The following is a 19,887-nucleotide window of genomic DNA, read 5'->3' on the forward strand; positions in this document are numbered from 1 at the left end:
TCCCTCACGCTGCCGTCCCGCGCGGGAACAGGCTTTCCTCGACGAGGCCGCACACGATGTGCGCGGCGGTGATGTGGATCTGCTGGATCAGCGGCGTGGCGTCCGTCGGCGCGTGCAGGCAGACATCCGCCCGCTCGGGCATCGCCCCGCCCGTGGCGCCCGTGAAGGCGACGACCCGCAGACCCAGGCCGCGGGCCGCGTCCATCGCCTTCAGCACGCTCGGCGACCGCCCCGACGTGGAGAGCGCGAGCAGGACATCGCCCGGCCGCCCGAGGGCCAGAACCTGCCGCTCGAACACGTGCTCGTAGCCGTAATCGTTGCCGATCGCGGTGATCACCGAGGTGTCGGTGGTCAGCGCCACGGCCGCGGCCGGCGGCCGGTCGTAGTTGAGCCGCGAGACGAACTCGCCCGCGATGTGCTGCGCGTCGGCGGCGCTGCCGCCGTTGCCGATCGTCAGGAGCTTGCCGCCGCCGCGCAGGGACGCGGTCACGAGATCGGCGGTCTCGGCGAGGGTCGCGTGGAAGCGGGAATCGTCGAGGGCGGCCTGGAAGGTGTCACGGGTCCGCGTGAGAAAATCGACGATCGCGCTCATGATCACCTCGGTCCGTTCCCGCGCCGGCCGCCGTGTCGGGCCGACCGGCGGCGCGTTCGCTGCAGGCCGCCCATCCCGATCAGACGTTGGCGAACCGCGAGTTGCGGATCATCCGGAAGCCCTTGATCAGCTCCTTGATGCCCCGGTCGAGGTCGAAATCGGGGAACCAGCCGGTCGCCTCCAGCTTCTCGTTGGACACGATGTAGTCGCGCTTGTCCGGGTCCTCGCCGATCGGGGCCTCGACGTAGACGAAGTTGGGAACGTGCGCCTTGATGCGCGCGCAGAGCTCCAGCTTCGACAGGTTGGCGCTCGACAGGCCGAGATTGTACGCCTCGCCGCGCATCCGGTCGTAATTGTCCATCGCGTGGATGAACCCTTTGGCGACGTCGCGGATGTGGATGTAGTTGCGCTTGAAGTGTCCCTCGAAGACCAGGAGCGCCCGGTCGGTCACGGCCCGGTGGGTGAAGTCGTTGACGAGGAGGTCGAGCCGCATGCGCGGCGCCATGCCGAACACCGTCGCGAGCCGCAGGCTGACGCCGCGCCCGCTGTCGAGCACGGCCTTCTCGGCCTCCACCTTGGTGGTGCCGTAGAGCGAGATCGGCCGCAGGGGCGAGTCCTCGGTGCAGAACTTGCCGGCCTCGCCGACGCCGTAGCCCGAGTTGGTCGTCGGATAGACGATCCTCTGGTCGCCGCCCGCGCGCTGCGCCAGCGCCACCACGGCGTCGCGGTTGAGCGTCGTGGCGCCGATCGCGTCCTCCTTGCACAGGGGCGCGCCGACCAGGGCGGCGAGGGGGATGAGCACGTCGTGCTTCGGGATCAGCTCGTCCAGGATGCGCGTGTCGCGCGCGTCACCCTTGATCGGCTCGAACGTGTCGTACTGGCAGGCCGAGAACAGGTCCGGGGCGCCGGACTTGAACGTGTCGAGCACCGTCACGTGATGCCCGCGCTCCAGAAGCATCGGCACCAGGATGGTCCCGATGTAACCCGCGCCGCCGGTGATCAGAATTCGCATCGTTGCCTCTCGTCGCGATGGGTCCGCGGCCCGGCTTGCGGCCGGGCTGGGGCCTGTGAGGACGCCGCTCAGCGCGTCTGGCGATAGATCAGGGTGGACCCGTCGACGTCGATGCCGATCGGAACGACGGACAGCGGCGCGACCCGCTCGATCAGGGCCGGAAGCCGATCGGGATCGATCAGAGCGAGGAAGAAGCCCCCCCCGCCCGCGCCGCACAGCTTCGCCCCGTACGCCCCCGCCGCGGTGATCGCTTCGAACAGATCGTCGAGCACCGCGTTCGAGACCTCACGCGACAGGGTCCGCTTGATGCGCCACGAGGCGGAGAGCATCTCGCCGAGCTGCGCGAGCCAGCCGCTCGTCCCCGCTTCGAGCAGAGAGACGCATTCCTCGACGAGGCGGTAGAGTTCGGACAATTCCTTGTCGATCGCGCGCGCGCGCGTCACGGCGATCTGCGCGGCGACCGTCGTCGTCGCGCGCCGCGCGATGCCCGTATGGACCAGCACCATCGACGCGTTGAGTTGCTGAATGGCGGCGGAACTCATCTGAACGGGCGAGATCCGTATGGCGGAGCCGCTGAAATCGAACCGGTTGATCCCGCCGAAGGCCGCGTGCAGCTGGTCCTGCACGCCGACGTTCTCGCGCAGGATCTCGCGCTCGACGTGTATCGCCTTCTTGGCGAGTTCGATCTTCGTAGGTTTCTGATTTTGAATCGCGTATATCGTTCTCAGAAATCCCACGGTGAACGCTGAGGACGATCCGAGACCGCTACCTGCCGCAGGCAAATCGGAGATGATGCTCATATCGAGCCGTCGATTGACGTCGAAATATTTGAGCACCTCGCGCACCACCGGATGCTCGATCTCGTCGATGTGCCCGCAATGCTCGACGCGGGAGTAGCTCAATCTATAATTATAATCCTGACAGCCTATCAAATCCAGAGCAGCTATGATGATGTACTTATCAATAGCGGCACCGACGACCGCCCCAGGCGCCCGCTCGAAATATTCCGGGTAATCTGTGCCGCCGCCGAACAGGCTTATTCGAAGCGGCGTCCGAGTCACGGTCAGCATGAAGGTATTCCGCCGCTCCTATCCGCCCAGGCAGATCTCAGACGCACAGCCCCCACGCGAAAGGCGACAGCGCTCGATCTATCGATCCATATCTCGACTCTATCAACACATTCTTGCGCGCGGGTGACATATTTTAGCGCCCTATCGAATAGTGCCTCGCGACGCCCCATATTGCCACAAATACTTCAATCAGACGTATTGACCTACACACAACGAATATAGGCGACTCTGGATTAATTCAGCGACGCACGGAATTCCTCTGAACTGATGACGGTCCCTAGAAGTTGCTTCCGGGAGATCTTTCCCGCATTCAGCTGGGCAGACCAATGCCGCAGCGCATCGTCCTCCGCGTCCCGTCCCAGAACGATACGGTACAGATCCATCACGAACGGCATGGTGTGCTTCCCCGACTGCTGCTGATCGAAGGCACCGGATTGGATGTACTCGACAAGCAGCAGCGAACGGCTTCGCCCGCGCGGCGAGCTTGTGATCACGTCGCAGATCGCGCGGCTCAATTGAGGGGGCCACTCGTCGAGGTTCTGGCGCAGAAAGGAGGCCACGTTCCCGATCGCCTCGATCTCATCGACCGCCACGAGGTGCCCCAGTCGCCGCGTTTCGGCGACACGCTCCGACAAGGCAATCGTCAAACTGACCACGTTCGTGAGATCGAGACCCTGCGAATGCATCCTGACCACAGCCGAAACTTGGAGGTGAGCTCGTAGGACTCAATGCTGGGATCATGGTTAAGAGAGGGTAAACGGTATTGCGCAGAGGCGCGTGCGGCGCTTTCGTGAAGGATCCCGTGCGCGAGCCCGGCTCCCGTCGCGGGACGTTGTGATGGCCGGCGTTTCGCGGCATCAGTGATCGATCCCAACTCAATCGACACTGACGGAACCGCCGTGAGCAGCCTGAGATTCGGTACGAGTGGCTTGAGGGGTCTGGTGACGGACCTCGTCGGAGGGCCGGCCTACGCCTATGCCAGCGCGTTCTTCCGCTCCATGTCGGGCGAAGCCCCTCGGGCAGTCGTGATCGGGCGGGACCTGCGCGACAGTAGCCCGAGCATCGCCGCGACGGTGGCGGATGCCGCTGCGGCAACGGGCTTCACGGCGATCGAATGCGGTGCCCTCCCGACACCGGCCCTCGCCCTCGAGGCGATGCGGCGCGGCGCCTGGGCAGTCATGATCACGGGCAGCCACATCCCGGAGGATCGCAACGGACTCAAGTTCTACCGGCCCGACGGAGAGATCACGAAGGCGGACGAGGCGGCAATCTTGGCCGCTCTGGACCGCGGCGCCCACGCCGGCGTGTCGGCGGAACGCACCCCCGCCACACCCGAACCCCGCGCCCTGGCCCGCTACCAGCACCGCTACATCGACGCATTCCCGTCCGAGATGCTGGCTGGCCTGCGCATCGCGGTCTACCAGCAGAGTTCCGTCGCCCGCGATCTCCTGGCCGATCTGCTCACCGGCTTCGGCGCACAGGTCACGACGATCGGCCGGTCCGAGACTTTCGTGCCCATCGACACCGAGGCACATCGGCCCGAGGATATCGCGTTCATCCGTGACGCGATGGCCTCGGGCGATTTCGACGCGCTCGTGACCACCGATGGCGACGCCGACCGGCCTCTCATCGCCGATGAGGCGGGCCGGATCGTGCGTGGCGACGTGCTCGGCCTGATCACGGCACGCTTCCTCGGGGCCGACGCGGTCGTGGTGCCCGTGACGGCCGGTTCGGCGCTGGAGCGTTCCGGCGGCTTCAAGCAGGTCCTGCGCACGAGAGTGGGCTCGCCCTACGTCATCGCCGGCATGGAACAGGCGCGACGCTCCGGTGCGGCCATCGTGGCGGGCTTCGAGGCGAATGGCGGCTTCCTGCTCGGCTCGGACATCGCACGCGACGGCAGGACCCTCCCGGCCCTGCCGACGCGCGATGCCATGCTGCCGATCCTGGCGACACTGGCCGCGACGCGCGCGGCCGGCACCTCGCTGGCCGACCTCGTGACCTCCCTCGATGCGGGGGAGATGGCGAGCGACCGGCTCCCCAACACGCCGTCCGAACGGAGCAGCGCCTTCCTGGGCCGCTTGCGCGAGGAGGCCTTCCGGGTGTCGTTCCTCCGACCGATCGGGGCGCCGGAATCCATCGACGAGCAGGATGGCATCCGGATCGAACTGGACGGCGGGCGGACGATCCACTTCCGGGCTTCGGGCAACGCTCCGGAACTGCGCTGCTACGCGGAGGCCAAGTCGGCACGGGAGGCCCAGGACCTCGTCCGGTGGGGCCTCGCGGCCGCGGCGGCCGCGATGGCGGCGGCGGACTGAACCCGCGTCACGGCCGATCGCCGTGGGTGCGTGCGAAGGCGATGCGCGACGGGTCGGCCGGGCTGCCGGCCCATTTGCCGAAGCCGTTGCCGCGTCGCGACACAAAAACACCTCGGTGTGGCCTACGCTGCGGGTCTCGCGCGGGAGGCGCCTGCAGCATGGCCAACAAGCACTTCGTCCACGCGTCCCGCCCGCCGCCGGCGACGATCCGGCCCGGCGCCTACGAGCTTCCACGCGCGATCGTGGCATCCGATAGCACCACGTCGCACGTCCGCGTGACGCAGGCCGGCGACCTCTGTGACGCCGCGTGTTCCGTACACGACGGTCGGGCCCGGCCCGCGCGGGTCGCTCTCCGCGAGCAGGGTCCCTCAGGCCTGGACCTCTGGCTTGAACGTCAACTGACACCCGATACGCGCGCGGCCTAGGTTCGCATGCGCGCGCACTCGTCCCGGCATCGCCGGCCACGTCTCGGATACGTGCTCTTCCAGGTCTCGAAGGCTGCCACGCGATGACGACGCGCGCTCACGACATCGACATCAAATTCATCCGGCAGATCCAGCAGCAGCAGATCGAGCTAACGTTGCTGCAGACCGAGCGCGACAGAGCGCTCCACGAACGCGCTCTGGCACAAGCGCGCTGCGAAGCGATGACGAAACTCGTCGACGCCCTGCTGACGAGCTTCCGCCCGTTCGGATTCGATCGCAAGCGCTTCCTGGCCTCCGTGCGCCGGGCAGCGCAGACCGTTCCAGATCACGCGGCGGATTCAGTGCAGCACAGCGTCCTACACGACGGCTCTGCGCGGATCCTGCGGGCTCAGCCCGGCAATCCCATGCGTCCCTGATTGGCTCTTGCCCGATCCGTCTCCAACGCGCGTCTCAGAGGTGAAACAGAGAGCCATGGATGTCGAGCTCCTGACCGTCTTCAACGCTCTGATCAACCTCAGGGATAACTTGGACGCGCGGTCGCATATCTTCGGCTCCGAACTCGACTTCCTGTCCTTCGCGACACGGATGGCGCCTTACGCCAACGGACAGCTGCTCCAGGATCTCTGGGTCCTGTACGAGTTGAAGGAGAAGCGGAACGGCTACTTCGTCGAGTTCGGGGCCTGCGACGGCGTCAGCCTCAGCAACACCCTGATCCTGGAGAAGACCTTCGGCTGGCAGGGCGCCCTCGCCGAGCCGGCCCGCGCTTGGCACGCGGCGCTGTATGGCAACCGGAACTGCTACATCACCGACAAGTGCGTCTACAAAATCGACGGCGCCGAAGTCCTCTTCAACGAGGTCGATATCGGTGAATTGTCCGGCATGGACGATTTCGTCACTGGCGATTTCCACGCTCAGTTTCGCCAGGACGGTCGCCAATACGCGGTCCAGACGATCTCACTGGGCCGCTTCCTCGCGGAGGCCCGGGCGCCCCGGCGAATCGATTACATGAGCATCGATGTGGAGGGCGGCGAGTTCGACGTCCTCCAAGCCTTCGACTTCACGACCCACGACGTCGCCCTGATCAGCGTCGAGCACAATTTCTCCGACAGCCGCGAGAAGATCCATGCCCTCCTGAGCGGCCTCGGGTACCGGCGCCGGTTCAGGCAACTTTCTCTGTTCGACGATTGGTACGCACGCCCCGATCTCGTCCCAGAGCCGGCCTGACGGATCGCCCCATGTCGGCACAGACCGCGATCGAGATCCTCGATTCGATGTTCGATCTGTTCAAGCAGATGGGCAGCGGCATCGCGCTCGACCTGCACTGGCTCGAGATCTCCCGGCGCCTCCGGCGTGTTCGCGCGGAAGCCGTCTGGTCGGCCGATCTCGATCTCGTCGCCACGAAGCTGAAGGCGCAGGCCGGCCATTACGCGATGACCTACAGGTCGCCCGGGGATTCGGACCGGATACGTCAGTCCAATGCCGAGCGGCTCGACGAGGTCGTCAGGTACTACTCCATCCTTCGGGCACACCTCGAACAGCAATTGCCGCCTTAGGCAGTTCGGCGGAACGACATCGCTTCGATGGCGCCCTCGACGCGTCAGGCGGCCCGCGTGCCGGCCACGTCCCACCCGTGCGCCTGATCCATGATCTCGCCGATCCGCTCGCCCACGGCGACGGCGATCTCCACCGAGGCCGCCCCTTCCGAACCCTGCCGGCAGATCCGGGTGAGGACGTCGGTCACGCGCTGCTCCATGACGCCGAGGATCGCCGCGGCCGCCTGGGGCTGGGCGCCGCGCAGGACCGCCGCGAGGTCGCAATAGGCGTCGTGAAGGAGCTGGAGCGTCAGCCGCTCGACAGCCTGTTCATCCTCCGCCGACAAGGCCCGCATCACGCCCCTCTCCAACGTCCAACGCTCGACGCCAGAGCCAGCCTTGACCCGATGCGTTAACAAGGCGTGAAGATCGCCGGCAGCCGGCAGGGATCGGCTAACCCATCCGCGGGTCGCGGAGATGCCCCCCTCGCTCGCGAGGGGAATGGAACTTGGCGGGGACCCAGTGGGTCAACGCGGCAGGATCCCTCAGCGCGAGAACCTTTCCATGCGCCGCCTCATCGCCACGCTCACCGCCGCGAGCCTCGGTCTCGCCGCGGCACCCGCCCTGGCCCAGGTGCAGCAGAACAACCCCAACGCCGCCAACCGATCCATGGAGGCGGGCGGCCAGATGCGCGCCCTGCGCCAGGACCAGACGAGCCAGAGCAACACGCTGCGGATGGACATCCAGCGGAACCAGGCGGCGACGCCCGCCCCGAATACCGGGCCGAACACCGTCGGCCCGACCGGGGGCACCGGCGTCATCGGCCGCTGAGCGGGCAGGCCGCGCCGGCCTACACGTCCGGCAGGGGCCGCCCCTTCACGACCACCCGCGGCCACCGCTCCAGGCCGATCGGCATCAGCACGGCGATCTGCGGCGGCACCGCGGTGCCGCCGAGCAGGCTCTCGAGGGAGATCCGGCAGGCCTCCTCGAGTTCGCCGCGCGTGCGCGCGCCGGAGGTCTTGATGTCGGCGATCAGGAGCGCCGCGATCTCGTGGGCAAAGGCGTCGCCGTCCAACATGCCGGACTCCCGCTCCGTGTCGGACCAGCATAGGCCCCCGCGGATCGTCCGGGCATCAGCACAGAATTGCGTATCCACATACCGATTGCGGATACGTTGTCGCGCTCCGATCGCGGTCACGGGTCGGCCACCGCGCGTCGGCGCGCCCCGGAGCCGCCGGGCCGTCGCCCGGCGGGGGGCGTGGGCCGGGCGAAGGGCAGGCGCAGGCCGGCGACCGCGGGGTAGATTGCCGGCAGCACCACCAGGGTGAGCAGGGTCGCCGAGATCAGGCCGCCGATCACCACGGTGGCGAGCGGCCGCTGCACCTCGGCGCCCGCGCTGGTCGAGAGCGCCATCGGCAGGAAGCCCAGGGCCGCCACCAGGGCCGTCATCATCACCGGGCGCAGCCGCATCTCGGCCGCCCGCGTCGCCGCCTCCCGGGGTCCGAGGCCGGACGCCTCCAGGTCCCGGATGTAGCTCGTCAGCACGACGCCGTTCAGGATCGCGATGCCGAAGGTCGCGATGAAGCCGATCGCCGCCGAGATCGAGAACGGCATGTCGCGGAGCGTGAGCGCCAGGATACCGCCGGTGGCCGCCACCGGCACGTTGAGGAAGATCAGCCCGGCGAGGCGGATGTCGCCGAACATCACCACCAGCAGGACCAGGATCGCCGCGAGCGCGGCGGGCACCACCACGGTCAGCCGGGCGGTCGCCTCCTGGAGGTTCTGGAACTGCCCGCTCCAGACCAGCGAGTAGCGCGGCGGCAGCTTGACCTGCTGGTCGACGGCGGCCCTGGCCGCGTCGACGAAGCTCTGGACGTCGCGGCCGCGGACATTCGCCTGCACGGAGATCCGCCGCTGCAGACGCTCGCGGCTGATCTGCGCCGGGCCGGAGGCCACGTCCACGCTGGCGACCATCGACAGCGGCACCATCATGCGGCTGCCCGATTCCCGGCCCGGATCGCCGGTGCCGGACCGGCCGACCGGCAGGGCGCGGATCCGCTCGAGGTCGCTGCGGTCGGCCGGGTCGAGCCGCACCACGATTTCGGTGATCGAGTTGTCGTCGCCGTAGACGACGCCGCTGGTCCGCCCGCCGATGCTCTCGACCATGTCGAGCACGTCCGAGACGTTGATGCCGTAGCGGGCCGCCTTGGCGCGGTCGACCTGGATCGTGAGCGCCGGCATGCCGGCCTGCGCCTCGGCCTTCACGTCCGCCGCCCCGTCGACCCCGGAGACCGTGCGCACGATGGCGTCGGCCGTGTCCTTGAGGGTCTTCAGGTCGTCGCCGTAGAGGCTGATCGCCACGTCGCCGCGCACGCCCTCCAGCAGGTCGTCCATGCGCATCTGGATCGGCTGGGAGAAGCTGTAGGCCACTCCCGGTACCTCTTCCTTGAGGCGCTTGTCGAAGGCCGCCACGAGGCCCTCCTGCGTCTCGGCGGTCTTCCAGGTGGCCGGATCGGTGAGGGTGATGAAGCTGTCGGTCGATTCGACGCCCATCGGGTCGGTCGGGATCTCGGCGCTGCCGGTGAGCGAGACGACGCGCTTCACCTCCGGGAACGACTTCAGCACCCGCTCGATGCGGGTCACCGTGGCGAGCGAGGCGGAGAGATCGATGCCGGGCAGCTTCTCGGAGGTGATCACGATCGAGCCCTCCGAGAGCTTCGGCAGGAACTCGCCGCCGAGCCGGGTCGCCAGCACGCAGGAGCCCGCGAACAGGGCGAGCGTCGCCAGCACCGTCACGAGGGCGTGCCGCTCGGCGGCCTTCAGCATCGGCGTGTAGGCGGCCCGCATCCAGTGGACGAGGCGCGTCTCGCGCTCGCCGACGCCGCGGCCGGCGAGGAAGATCGCGGCGAGCGCCGGCATCAGCGTCATGGTGACGATGAGCGAGCCGGAGAGCGCGAGGATCACGGTCAGCGCCATCGGCACGAACATCTTGCCGGCCACGCCCTCCAGCGCGAGGATCGGCACGTAGACCAGGATGATGATCGCCACCGCGAACATCACGGGCTTGGCCACCTCGGCGGCCGCGTCGCGGATCAGATCCTGGGGCGGCCGGTCCGGATGCTCGCCGCGGGCGCGCAGGACGTTCTCGACCATCACCACCGCGCCGTCGACGATCAGGCCGAAATCGATGGCGCCCAGGCTCATCAGGTTGCCCGAGAGGCCGAGCAGCCGCATCCCCGCGAAGGCCATCAGCATCGCGAGCGGGATCGCGGCGGCCACGATCAGCCCGGCGCGGAGGTTGCCCAGCAGCAGCAGCAGGACGACGATGACGAGCACCGCGCCTTCGAGGAGGTTGTGCTCCACGGTGTGGATCGTGCGGTCCACGAGCGCGCTGCGGTCGTAGTAGGGCACGATCTCCATGCCCGGCGGCAATTGCGGGCGCAGGTCGTCGATCGTCTTCTTGACCTGCCCGACCACCGCGCTGGCATTCTCCCCGAGCTGCATCATCGCGATGCCCACGACCGTCTCGCCCTGCGCGTCGTGCGTCACGGCCCCGAGCCGGACCTTCGGCGCCTCGACCACTTGGCCCAGCGTCCCGAGCGTCACCGGCACGCCGCCGGGTCCCGTGGCGACCACGATGTTGGCGATGTCCTCCGGCCCCTTGGCGAGGCCGAGGCCGCGGATCGTCTCCTGCTGGTCGTTGTGCTCGATATAGGCGCCCCCGCGGGCGGCGTTGTTGTCGGTCAGCGCCGTGAAGACCTGGGCGAGGCCGACGCCGTAGCGGCGCAGCGCATCGGCCGAGACCCGGACCTCGTAGGTCGGCATCTGGCCGCCGTAGATGTTCACGTCGGCGATGCCGGGGGTCAGCTTCAGCTTGGGCGCGATCGTCCATTGCAGGGTGCGGCGGAGCTGCATCGGCGTGTAGGCGGGCCCGCGCAGCTCGAACTGGTAGATCTCGCCGAGCCCGGTCGCCATCGGGCCCATCTGCGGGTCGCCGACGCCCGCCGGCATCATGCCCTTGGCCGCCGGCAGGCGCTGGAAGACCTGACTGCGCGCCTCGGTGATCGACATCCCGTCCGCGAAGGTGACGTAGACCGCCGAGACCCCGGCCCGCGAGGTCGAGCGGATCCCGGTCAGGCTCGGCGCCCCCGCCATGGCGTTCTCCACCGGGAAGGTGACGAGCCGCTCGACCTCCAGCGCGCCGAGTCCTGGCGACAGGGTCAGGATCATCACCTGCTTGGGCGAGATGTCCGGCACCGCGTCGATCGACAGGCCCTCGAGGTTGGCCACGCCCCCCGCGGCCGCCGCGAGCGCGATCATCAGAACGAGGAACCGGCGGCGGACCAGGAGGGCGAACCACGACCGCATCGGGGGCCTCAATCCGTCGAGCCGAGCAGGCTGCGCAGCAGGATCGCCTTGAGCCCGAAGCTGCCCTGCGTCGCCACGCTCTCCCCGGCCGCGACGCCGCTCTGCACCTCGACCCAGTCGGAGCGCTGGATCCCGAGTTTCAGGGCGCGCCGCTCGAACCGGTCCTCGGCCGCGCGCACGAAGGCGATCGGCCCCTGCTCGGTCTGCTGGATGGCGGCGGCCGGGACCGTGACCCCGTCGCGGCCGAGATCCGCCGCGATCGTCACGGACACGAACATGTTGGCGCGCAGCAGATCGCCCGGGTTGTCCAGCTCGATCCGGGCGGGCGCCGTGTTGGTGGCCGGATCCAGGGCTGCGTTCACCGAGCGGACCCGGCCCTCGAAGGGAGCGTGCCCCGGAACCGGGCTCTCCACGGAGGCGGTGTCGCCGGCCTTCACCCGCCCGAGATCGGGCCCGTAGAGATTGGCCAGGACGAGGATGCGGGTCGGGTCGGCGACCGTGAAGGCGTCGCGGGTGGTGTCGACGACCTCGCCCAGGGTCACGCCGACGCTGGTCACGACGCCCTGTATCGGGGTCACGACGGCGCTGGTACCCGGGGCCGCCCCCTCGGTCGGGGCGAGGCGCTGGTACTGCGCCCGGTACATCTCGGCGTTGGCCTGGGCCGATTTCACCGCCGCCTGCGCCTTGGCGAGATCGACCTGCCGCCGCTCCACCTCGGCCTGCGCGACGCCGCCGAACTTGAGCTGTTCCAGCCCGCGCTTGAGCTGCAGCGCGGCCACCGCCTCGGAGGCCTGCGCCTCGCCCAGCGAGGCCTGCGCGGCGAGATAGCCGTTGCGCGCGTCGAGGAGGCCGGCGGCGTCGAGGGTCGCCAGGGTCTCGCCCGCCTGAACCCGGTCGCCGGGCTGGACCGCGAGGCTCAGCACCCGCCCCTGCGTGCGCGGCTTGAGATGCGTCACCCGCCGCTCGTCGAAGGCGACGGTGCCGGGGACGCGCACCGGCAGCACGATCCGGCGGATCTCGGCCGTCCCGAAGGCGAGGCCGATCCGCTTCTGCCCCGCCGCGTCGAGGGTGACGCGATCGGGGTCCGCCGGCGCGGTGTCGGCCGCGCCGGTCACGGGCTGCGCCGCGGGCGCCAGCCCGAGCCGCTCGCGGAGCGCGTCCCGGTAGACCCAGCCCGCCGCCGCGAGGAGNCCGGCGTCGCGGCGGCCGACGTCACGGTCGCCGGCATCCGTCTCGGTGGTCAGCGCCATGGGTACGCCCACCGGGACTGCCGGCCACAGGCGGCTCCCCCGGCCCGCCGCGCGCGCGCGCTCATACCGCGCGCGCTCACGCGTCGAGGCCCGGCCGAAGCACGTCCTCGGTCACGAAGCGGCCGGTCTCGACCTCGCGGACCACGACCTCGTAGCCCGCGCCGCGCATCTCCTTGAGCCGGTCGAGGGTGACGTAGGTCCCGGTCTCGACATCGTAGAGGCGGCTTTCGGCGTAGCGGTTGATCAGGCGCCGGGGGCGCCGCTTCCTAGGCATGCGCCGCCATCCGCGCGAGGGACGTGCGGCCGCGAGGCGGGCAGGGGCGGCGGGACCGGGTCGGCATCGGGGGTATCCGGCAGGCGCGCCGTCCGGCGGCCGAGCGGGGCGCCGGTACGGGATAGAGTCATTCCAATAAAGGGGGCCAAGCCGATGCGGTGCCATTAAATTCTGGTTCATGGTGGCCCGCCCGGGGCGATTTGCGCGGCGAAGTCCGGCACAAAGGAAGGGCGTCGGTGACCCGCGTCGGGGGATCGGGGCGAAGCATGCACCGAAGCGGGGGCCGCGCGTGGCGAAGCTGCTGCTGATCGAGGACGATTCGGAGACGGCCGGGGACGTGCGCGACGACCTGCGCGGGCGCGGCCACGACGTCGTCTGGGCCGCGACCGGACCGGACGGGGCCCGGGCGGCCCGGGACGGCGGCTGGGGCGCGATCATCCTCGACCGGATGCTGCCCGGGCAGGACGGCCTGAGCGTGCTCCAGGATCTGCGCCGGGACGGGGACCGGACCCCGGCCCTGGTCCTGAGCGCGCTGGGCGACGTCGACGAGCGGATCCGCGGCCTGCGGGCCGGCGGCGACGACTACCTCGCCAAGCCCTTCGCGCTCGGCGAGCTCGCGGCGCGCATCGAGGCGCTGCTGCGGCGCCCGGTCGACAGCCGCGAGACGGTCCTGCACGTGGGCAGCCTCGCGATCGACCTGATCGCCGGCACGGGCCGGCGCGGCGCCCGCGACCTGGAGCTGCTGCCGCGCGAACTCAAGCTCCTCGAATATCTGATGCGCCGCCCCGGCCAGATCGTGACCCGGGCGATGCTGTTCGAGGAGGTCTGGAACTACCGGTTCACGCCCAAGTCCAACCTGATCGACGTCCATGTCGGGCGCCTGCGCCGGAAGCTGGAGGCGGCCGGCGAGCCGCCCCTGATCCACAGCGTGCGCGGCACCGGATTCACCCTCTCGCCCGATGCTTGACCTGCCCCGCCCGGCCGACCTGCTGCGCTCCACCGCGCTCCGCTGGGCGCTCGGCATCGCCCTGTGGTCGGCCCTGCTCGCCCTGGCGATGTTCGCCTTCGTCTACTGGCAGACGGCCGACTACCTGCGCGAGGAGCTCGCCGAGACGCTCCGGCTGGAGGTGCGGGCGGCCGCGGCCGACCCCGCCGCCGCGGGGAACCGGGTCGACACGTGGATCGCCATGGACGTCCACGCCACCCATTACGGCGGCCTGTTCGCCCCGGACGGGGCGCGCCGGGCCGGTAATCTCGGGGCGATCCCGGACCGCCTGGCGCGCGACGGCGACGCGTACCGGGTGAGCGCGACGGTCGACCTCGCCGGGCGGCGGCTCCAGGACGAGATCTGGGCGGCCGCGCTCGGGCTCCCGGACGGCAGCACCGTGGTGATCGCGCACGACACCGACGAGATCGACCGGGTGCGGGCCACGACCCTGCGCGCCCTGGGCCTCGGGCTCGTGCCGACGCTGGCGCTCTCGATGCTGGGCGGCCTGCTGCTCACGAGCCGCGCCCGCCGCCGCCTCGCCGCCACGGAGTCCGCCGTGGCCGAGGTGATGCGCGGCGATCTCGGCAAGCGCCTGCCGGTCGGGCCGCGCGACGACGAGTTCGACCGGCTGACCCGGACCGTGAACCGGATGCTGGACGAGATCGAGCACCTCATGGGCGAGGTCCGCAGCGTCGGCGACGCGGTCGCTCACGACCTGCGCACGCCGCTCACCCGCCTGCGCGCCCGGCTCGAGCGCACCCGGTCCCAGGCCCGAACCGTCGCGGAGTTCCACGAGGCCATCGACCAGGGGCTCGTGTGGATCGACCAGACCCTCGCCATGGTCACCGCCGTCCTGCGGATCGGCGAGATGGAGGATGGCCGGCGGCGGGGGGCGTTCACCCGGTTCGATATCGGCGAGGTGGCGACCGTCGCGGTCGAGTTCCACGCGCCGCTCGCCGAGGAGAAGGATATCGACCTCGCGCTCGCGGTGCCCCCCGAGCCGCACCGGATCCACGGCGACCGCGACCTGTGCTTCGAGGCGTTCTCGAACCTCCTCGACAACGCCCTGAAGTTCACGCCGCCCGGGGGCCGCGTCGCCGTCGCGGTGCGGCGCGCCGCGGCGGCCGTCGTCGTGACCGTCGCCGATACCGGACCGGGGCTGCCGCCAGGGGAGCGCAGCCAGGTGTTCCGCCGCTTCTACNGGCCTGAGCCTCGTGGCGGCGATCGCCGACCTCCACGGCGCCCCCGTGACCATCGCGGAGGCGGCGGGCGGAGGCTGCCTCGTGACGCTGCGCTTCCCGCCGGCCGGCGCCGACCCGGAGGACCGCGCGGCGCGGTGAGCGCGGCGCGAATCGCCTCGATCCACCGCGATTCACGACCGCGCGCGCCGGCCGGAACGCCGCGAAAGCCGCGGTTAAGGCTCGGCGTGCCAGAGCGCGGCAACGAAGCGCCGTCCGCGGGGGGCCGATGAACGTCTGGCGACGCGTCGCCCCGTGGCTGCGCTCGGCCCGCACCTGGATCGGCCTCGGCATCCTGGCCCCGCTGGGCATGGTCGTGACGTCCGGCCTGATGCTGGCGGACCTGCGCCGCGACGCCTGGGCCAGCGCGGAGCAGACCTCCTGGAACCTCCTGCAGGTTCTCGAACGCGACATCGCGCGCAACATCGAGATGTACGACCTCTCGATCCGCGCGGCCGTCGACAATCTGAAGGTGCCGGGCCTGACGGAGGCAGACCCGCGCCTGCGCCAGCTCGTCCTGTTCGACCGCGCCGCGACCGCCCGCGACATGGGCGTGATGCTGATCCTCGACGCGCGGGGCGACGTCGTCGGCGACATCGCGGCCGTGCCGCCGCGCCCGGGCAATTACGCGGATCGCGAGTACTTCCAGGCCCACCGGGCGAGCACCGGGCTCGGCCTCCATGTCGGGCGCCCGATCGTGTCGCGGCTCACCGGCGAGCGGATGCTGCCGTTCAGCCGCCGCATCGACGGACCCGACGGCAGCTTCGGCGGCGCGGTCCTGGGCACCGTGAAGCTGTCCTACTTCGCGCACCTGTTCAGCGAGATCGACCTCGGGCCGGGCGGGGCCATCAACCTGTACCTGACCGACGGCACCCGCATCATGCGCTACCCCTACGTGGAGGCCGATCTCGGGGCGAATATCGGGCAGACCGCGATCTTCAAGCGGTTCCTGCGGGAGGGGCGGGGCAGCTTCGTCAGCACCTCCGTGCGCGACGGCGTGGAGCGGAACTACACGTTCACGCGGATCGGGACCCTGCCGCTGATCCTGAACGTCGCCCTGTCCACCCGGGACGTGGAGGCGGAGTGGGCCGCGAAGGCGACGATCATCGGCGGCATCGTGCTGGCGCTGTGCGGTCTCACGATCGCCCTGTCGCTCCTGTTCGGGCGGGAGTTGCGCCGCCGCGAGGCGCTGCGGGCCGAGATGGCGGCGCTGTCGCGCACCGACACCCTGACAGGCCTGCCGAACCGCCGCTGCTTCGAGGACGCCCTCCGGCGGAACCTGGACGCCGCCCGGCGCGACGGCCATGCCCTGTCGCTGCTCATCGTCGACGCGGACCACTTCAAGCGCTTCAACGACCGCTACGGGCACCCGGTGGGCGACGCGATCCTGCAGGGGCTCGCCCGCTGCCTCGCGGCGAGCGTGCACCGCCCCCAGGATCTCGTCAGCCGCATCGGCGGCGAGGAGTTCACCCTGCTCCTCCCCGAGACGGACGAGGCCGGCGCCCTGCGCGTCGCCGACACGGTCCATGCCGAGGTGGCGAAGCTGACCGTCCCGTCGGCCGGGATCGGGGCCGGCGCCGTGACGGTGAGCATCGGGCTGGCGGCCGTCCGGCCGGGTGCCGACCGGAGCGCGCCGCTGCCGGACCCGTACCGCTTGGCGGACGGCGCCCTGTACGAGGCCAAGAACGGCGGTCGCAACCAGACCCGCAGCGTCGCGCCGCCGCCCCCGCGGGGCGCCCTGCAGCTGGTGCGGATCTCCTGACCGGCGCACCGCCGCGCTTTCGCGGCGCGCTTTGACGGAATCGACACGAACTCCGTGGTCTCCTGGCCGCGACGGCGGGCGGCCCGGAGCGGGGCCGGCGGCGTCGCGTCGGGACGAGGCGGGCGGGGATCGACCATCCGTGCCCCGGGCCGGCGGAGCGCGCGGATCCGGAGGGATCCGGCCCGCAACCATAGGGTAACGAGGATGGACGACAGACGCGCCGCGCCCCGCAGACGGACCCTGCTCGAGGGCCATATCGAACTCGCCGGAGGCGGCGTGATCGACTGCACGATCCGCAACATGTCGGACGGGGGCGCCCGCCTGAGGGTCGTGAGCGTGATCGGCGTTCCCGACGCCTTCGTGCTGTCCTACGGGGTCGGCGGCCGGCGCCGGCCGGCACGGGTCACGTGGCGCCAGGAGACGGAGCTCGGGGTCGCGTTCGGCGACGCCTGACGGGCGGCGGCCGAGGCTTCCACGCCCACCCGTGTTGAGGGGCGGATCGGATGGGCGTGGAAGGCCAGCGTCCGGCTGGTGACCCACCGATGCGACGACAGGGTTAACGCTTCGTTACCGCGCCACGGGGTCCGCGCGCCGGGCCTGGAGCGTCTCGGCGATCACCACGCCGGTCCGCAGCACGTGGCGGTGGGCGACGGCCCCGGCCGCGGCGGCGTCCCGCGCGGCGAGGGCCTCGAACAGGTCCCGGTGCTCCTGGGCCGATTCCTCCCAGCGGCTGCCGCTGGAGAGCGCGCGCAGGCGCGCCCACTGGGCCCGGGCCTGGAGCGCCGCGTGGGCCTCCGCCAGCGGGCGGTTCCGGGCGGCCTCGACGATCGTCCGGTGGATCTCCTGGTTCAGGGCGAAATAGGCGTCGAGCACTTGGTCCCGGTGCATCCGGTCGAGCCGCGCCTGCATGGCGCGCAGCGCGTCCATCAGGGCTTCGGAGATCCGCGGCGCCGCGAGTTCCGCGGTCAGCCGCTCGATCCCGGCGAACGCCTCGAACAGTTCGAGGATCTCCTCCGGCGTCCAGTCCGGGACGCGGGCGCTGCGGTTCTGGTGCAGCTCGACCAGCCCCTCCGCCGCCAGGAGCTTGAGGGCCTCGCGCAGCGGGGTCCGGGAGATCCCGAGCGCCACGGAGAGGTCCGTCTCCACGAGGGACGCGCCCGCCGGCAGCACGCCGCGCACGATCATGTCCTTGAGCCGGGCCGCCGCCTGCTCGTGCAGCCCGGTCCGCGGCACCTGCGCGGCCGGGACGACCGGGGCCTTGCGAGGCCGGCCCCGGCGGCGTGCGACGACGTCCATCGGTCCTCCCGCTCCATCGCGCCAGCCTAGCGCGTCCGGCCGCCCGATCGGCGATCCTTTTTCCGGCCTCTTGCGCTGTCTTATCATGCATTTGCGCAAATTGCATGCAGCATGCAGAAAATGGCTTGTCGGCCGTCCAGGCCTGTCGGATGCTCGGTGCATCGGGGGTGGATGCGATGGAACGACCGAACCGCACGACGCGTCTGGGCATGCTGACGCCCTCGTCGAACAGCGTCCTCGAGCCGGCCACCGCCCATCTGCTGGCCGGGCTCGCGGGCGTGAGCGCCCATTTCGCCCGCTTCCGCGTGACGGAGATCGGCCTGTCGGCGGCGGCCCTGGACCAGTTCGACCCCGAGCCGATCCTGGCGGCGGCCGAGCTGCTCGCCGATGCCCGCGTCGCCGCGATCCTGTGGAACGGCACCTCCGGCGCTTGGCTCGGCTTCGAGGCCGACGAGCGCCTGAGCGCCGCGATCACCGACCGGACCGGATGCCCGGCCTCCACCGCCGCGCTCGCCTTCCGCGACCTATTCCGGGCCCGGGGTTTCCGGCGGATCGGCCTCGTCACCCCCTATACCGGCGACGTGCAGCGCCGGATCCAGGCCAACTGGGGCGCGGCCGGTCTCGACTGCGGCGCCGAGCGGCATCTCGGCCTGTCGGAGAACTTCGCCTTCGCCGAGGCCGGCCCGGAGGCCATCGCCGGCATGGTCCGGGCGGTGGCGGCCGAGGGCGTCGACGCGGTGGCGATCGTGTGCACGAACCTCGCAGGCGCCGCGCTGGTCCCGGCCCTGGAGGCCGAACTCGGCGTGCCGGTGGTCGATTCGGTGGCCGTCACCCTGTGGAAGGGCCTGGACCTCGCGGGCTGCCCGGCCGCCCGCAGCGCCGCGCACCTCGCCGCGCACGGCCGCGCCTTCGCGGCGGCCGGGGAGAGCCGCCCGTGAGCGCCGGGACCACCCTGATCCTCGACGGGATCACCCAGCGCTACGGGTCGGCCCTCGCCGTCGACACGGTGACGCTCGACATCAAGGGCGGGGAACTCGTCGCGCTGCTCGGGCCCTCGGGCTGCGGCAAGACCACCCTGCTGCGGGCGGTCGCGGGCTTCCTGAAGCCCACGGAGGGGCGCGTCATCATCGGCGGCCAAGCGGTCGACCACCTGCCGCCGAACCGGCGCACCGTCGGCATCGTGTTCCAGAACTACGCCCTGTTTCCCCACATGAGCGTCGCCGACAACGTCGCCTACGGCCTCGCGGCCCGGGGCGTCGGGCGGGCCGAGCAGAGGGCACGGGTGGCCGAGATGCTGGCGCTCGTGCGACTGGAGCACCTCGCCGGGCGCTACCCGCGGGAGATGTCGGGCGGCCAGCAGCAGCGGGTGGCGCTCGCCCGGGCGCTGGCCGTGCGCCCCTCGATCCTGCTCCTCGACGAGCCCTTCGCGGCCCTCGACAAGAACCTGCGCCTCGACATGCAGATCGAGATCAAGCGCATCCAGCGCAGCGCCGGCACCACCACGCTGATCGTCACGCACGATCAGGAGGAGGCCCTGTCGATGGCCGACCGGGTCGCCGTGCTCAATGCCGGCCGCCTGGAGCAGTTCGCCCCCCCGACCGACGTCTACGACCGCCCCGAGACGCTGTTCGTCAACACCTTCGTGGGCACGGCCAACGTCCTGCACGGGCGGCTCGCGACGGAGCCGGGCGGCGCCCGCGCGGTGGCCCTGGAGGCGGGCGGCCTGCTCCCCGCCGCCACGTCCCTGCCGGACGGGACCCGGGTC

General features: G+C 70.7%; 21 protein-coding genes. 11 read left to right on the forward strand and 10 right to left on the reverse strand.

The window, feature by feature from the left end:
- Positions 1-4: 4 nt before the first annotated feature.
- The 4 genes from MMR14E_RS11095 to MMR14E_RS11110 all read right to left on the reverse strand — a co-directional run bounded on the left by MMR14E_RS11095 (position 5) and on the right by MMR14E_RS11110 (position 3,360).
- Positions 5-592 (reverse strand): D-sedoheptulose 7-phosphate isomerase, encoded by a 588-nt coding sequence (locus tag MMR14E_RS11095; protein ID WP_331314225.1) that lies wholly within the window; start codon positions 590-592, stop codon positions 5-7.
- A gap of 79 nt (positions 593-671) precedes the next feature.
- Positions 672-1,604: an NAD(P)-dependent oxidoreductase gene (locus MMR14E_RS11100; protein ID WP_331314227.1), complete on the reverse strand. Its 933-nt coding sequence runs from the start codon at positions 1,602-1,604 to the stop codon at positions 672-674.
- A 68-nt stretch (positions 1,605-1,672) separates the two neighbouring features.
- Entirely contained in the window at positions 1,673-2,674 is a 1,002-nt protein-coding gene (locus tag MMR14E_RS11105; protein WP_331314229.1) for a GHMP kinase, read from the reverse strand.
- A 233-nt stretch (positions 2,675-2,907) separates the two neighbouring features.
- Positions 2,908-3,360, reverse strand: a complete 453-nt coding sequence (locus MMR14E_RS11110; RefSeq protein WP_331314232.1) for a DUF4214 domain-containing protein — start codon at positions 3,358-3,360, stop codon at positions 2,908-2,910.
- Between the two features lie 213 nt (positions 3,361-3,573).
- On the opposite strand from MMR14E_RS11110, the gene MMR14E_RS11115 reads away from it, so the two are divergent.
- The 4 genes from MMR14E_RS11115 to MMR14E_RS11130 all read left to right on the forward strand — a co-directional run bounded on the left by MMR14E_RS11115 (position 3,574) and on the right by MMR14E_RS11130 (position 6,967).
- Positions 3,574-4,989 (forward strand): phosphomannomutase, encoded by a 1,416-nt coding sequence (locus MMR14E_RS11115; protein WP_331314419.1) that lies wholly within the window; start codon positions 3,574-3,576, stop codon positions 4,987-4,989.
- A gap of 508 nt (positions 4,990-5,497) precedes the next feature.
- On the forward strand, positions 5,498-5,830 hold the full coding sequence (locus MMR14E_RS11120) for a hypothetical protein (RefSeq protein WP_331314234.1): 333 nt from the start codon (positions 5,498-5,500) through the stop codon (positions 5,828-5,830).
- A gap of 55 nt (positions 5,831-5,885) precedes the next feature.
- Positions 5,886-6,638 (forward strand): FkbM family methyltransferase, encoded by a 753-nt coding sequence (locus MMR14E_RS11125; protein WP_331314235.1) that lies wholly within the window; start codon positions 5,886-5,888, stop codon positions 6,636-6,638.
- A gap of 11 nt (positions 6,639-6,649) precedes the next feature.
- On the forward strand, positions 6,650-6,967 hold the full coding sequence (locus MMR14E_RS11130; RefSeq protein ID WP_331314236.1) for a hypothetical protein: 318 nt from the start codon (positions 6,650-6,652) through the stop codon (positions 6,965-6,967).
- A 44-nt stretch (positions 6,968-7,011) separates the two neighbouring features.
- On the opposite strand, the gene MMR14E_RS11135 is transcribed toward MMR14E_RS11130, so the two are convergent.
- Positions 7,012-7,302 carry a hypothetical protein gene (locus MMR14E_RS11135; protein ID WP_331314238.1) on the reverse strand — a complete coding sequence of 97 codons (291 nt, stop codon included), beginning with the start codon at positions 7,300-7,302 and terminating at the stop codon, positions 7,012-7,014.
- A 208-nt stretch (positions 7,303-7,510) separates the two neighbouring features.
- Between MMR14E_RS11135 and MMR14E_RS11140 the strand changes: the two genes are divergently transcribed.
- Entirely contained in the window at positions 7,511-7,777 is a 267-nt protein-coding gene (locus MMR14E_RS11140) for a hypothetical protein (protein WP_331314240.1), read from the forward strand.
- A 19-nt stretch (positions 7,778-7,796) separates the two neighbouring features.
- Here MMR14E_RS11140 and MMR14E_RS11145 read toward each other — a convergent pair whose 3' ends face one another.
- From MMR14E_RS11145 to MMR14E_RS11160, 4 genes are all read right to left on the reverse strand, one after another.
- The gene (locus MMR14E_RS11145; protein WP_029360406.1) at positions 7,797-8,024 is read right to left on the reverse strand and encodes a hypothetical protein; all 228 of its coding nucleotides are present in this window, start codon (positions 8,022-8,024) and stop codon (positions 7,797-7,799) included.
- 116 nt (positions 8,025-8,140) lie between these two features.
- Positions 8,141-11,314 (reverse strand): CusA/CzcA family heavy metal efflux RND transporter, encoded by a 3,174-nt coding sequence (locus MMR14E_RS11150; RefSeq protein ID WP_331314243.1) that lies wholly within the window; start codon positions 11,312-11,314, stop codon positions 8,141-8,143.
- 8 nt (positions 11,315-11,322) lie between these two features.
- On the reverse strand, positions 11,323-12,564 hold the full coding sequence (locus MMR14E_RS11155) for an efflux RND transporter periplasmic adaptor subunit (RefSeq protein WP_331314245.1): 1,242 nt from the start codon (positions 12,562-12,564) through the stop codon (positions 11,323-11,325).
- Between the two features lie 76 nt (positions 12,565-12,640).
- Positions 12,641-12,838 (reverse strand): polyhydroxyalkanoate synthesis regulator DNA-binding domain-containing protein, encoded by a 198-nt coding sequence (locus MMR14E_RS11160; RefSeq protein ID WP_331314247.1) that lies wholly within the window; start codon positions 12,836-12,838, stop codon positions 12,641-12,643.
- Positions 12,839-13,127: 289 nt separating this feature from the next.
- On the opposite strand from MMR14E_RS11160, the gene MMR14E_RS11165 reads away from it, so the two are divergent.
- The 4 genes from MMR14E_RS11165 (at position 13,128) to MMR14E_RS11180 (ending at position 17,279) form a co-directional block, all read left to right on the forward strand.
- Positions 13,128-13,805 carry a response regulator transcription factor gene (locus MMR14E_RS11165; protein ID WP_029360411.1) on the forward strand — a complete coding sequence of 226 codons (678 nt, stop codon included), beginning with the start codon at positions 13,128-13,130 and terminating at the stop codon, positions 13,803-13,805.
- Positions 13,798-15,297 carry an ATP-binding protein gene (locus tag MMR14E_RS11170; protein WP_331314249.1) on the forward strand — a complete coding sequence of 500 codons (1,500 nt, stop codon included), beginning with the start codon at positions 13,798-13,800 and terminating at the stop codon, positions 15,295-15,297. The genes MMR14E_RS11165 and MMR14E_RS11170 overlap by 8 nt, the downstream gene beginning before the upstream one ends.
- Positions 15,294-16,826 carry a sensor domain-containing diguanylate cyclase gene (locus MMR14E_RS11175; protein ID WP_331314251.1) on the forward strand — a complete coding sequence of 511 codons (1,533 nt, stop codon included), beginning with the start codon at positions 15,294-15,296 and terminating at the stop codon, positions 16,824-16,826. The genes MMR14E_RS11170 and MMR14E_RS11175 overlap by 4 nt, the downstream gene beginning before the upstream one ends.
- A 204-nt stretch (positions 16,827-17,030) precedes the next feature.
- Entirely contained in the window at positions 17,031-17,279 is a 249-nt protein-coding gene (locus MMR14E_RS11180; RefSeq protein WP_331314253.1) for a PilZ domain-containing protein, read from the forward strand.
- A gap of 114 nt (positions 17,280-17,393) precedes the next feature.
- On the opposite strand, the gene MMR14E_RS11185 is transcribed toward MMR14E_RS11180, so the two are convergent.
- Positions 17,394-18,122, reverse strand: a complete 729-nt coding sequence (locus MMR14E_RS11185; RefSeq protein ID WP_331314254.1) for a GntR family transcriptional regulator — start codon at positions 18,120-18,122, stop codon at positions 17,394-17,396.
- Between the two features lie 176 nt (positions 18,123-18,298).
- On the opposite strand from MMR14E_RS11185, the gene MMR14E_RS11190 reads away from it, so the two are divergent.
- Together MMR14E_RS11190 and MMR14E_RS11195 are read left to right on the forward strand one after the other, a co-directional pair.
- Positions 18,299-19,060 (forward strand): aspartate/glutamate racemase family protein, encoded by a 762-nt coding sequence (locus MMR14E_RS11190; protein WP_331314255.1) that lies wholly within the window; start codon positions 18,299-18,301, stop codon positions 19,058-19,060.
- On the forward strand, positions 19,057-19,887 hold an 831-nt coding region (locus MMR14E_RS11195), incomplete at its 3' end, for an ABC transporter ATP-binding protein (RefSeq protein WP_331314259.1). The genes MMR14E_RS11190 and MMR14E_RS11195, both read left to right, overlap by 4 nt.

Origin of the sequence: Methylobacterium mesophilicum, assembly GCF_036441335.1 — a bacterium.
In the GTDB taxonomy this organism is placed as follows: domain Bacteria; phylum Pseudomonadota; class Alphaproteobacteria; order Rhizobiales; family Beijerinckiaceae; genus Methylobacterium; species Methylobacterium mesophilicum_B.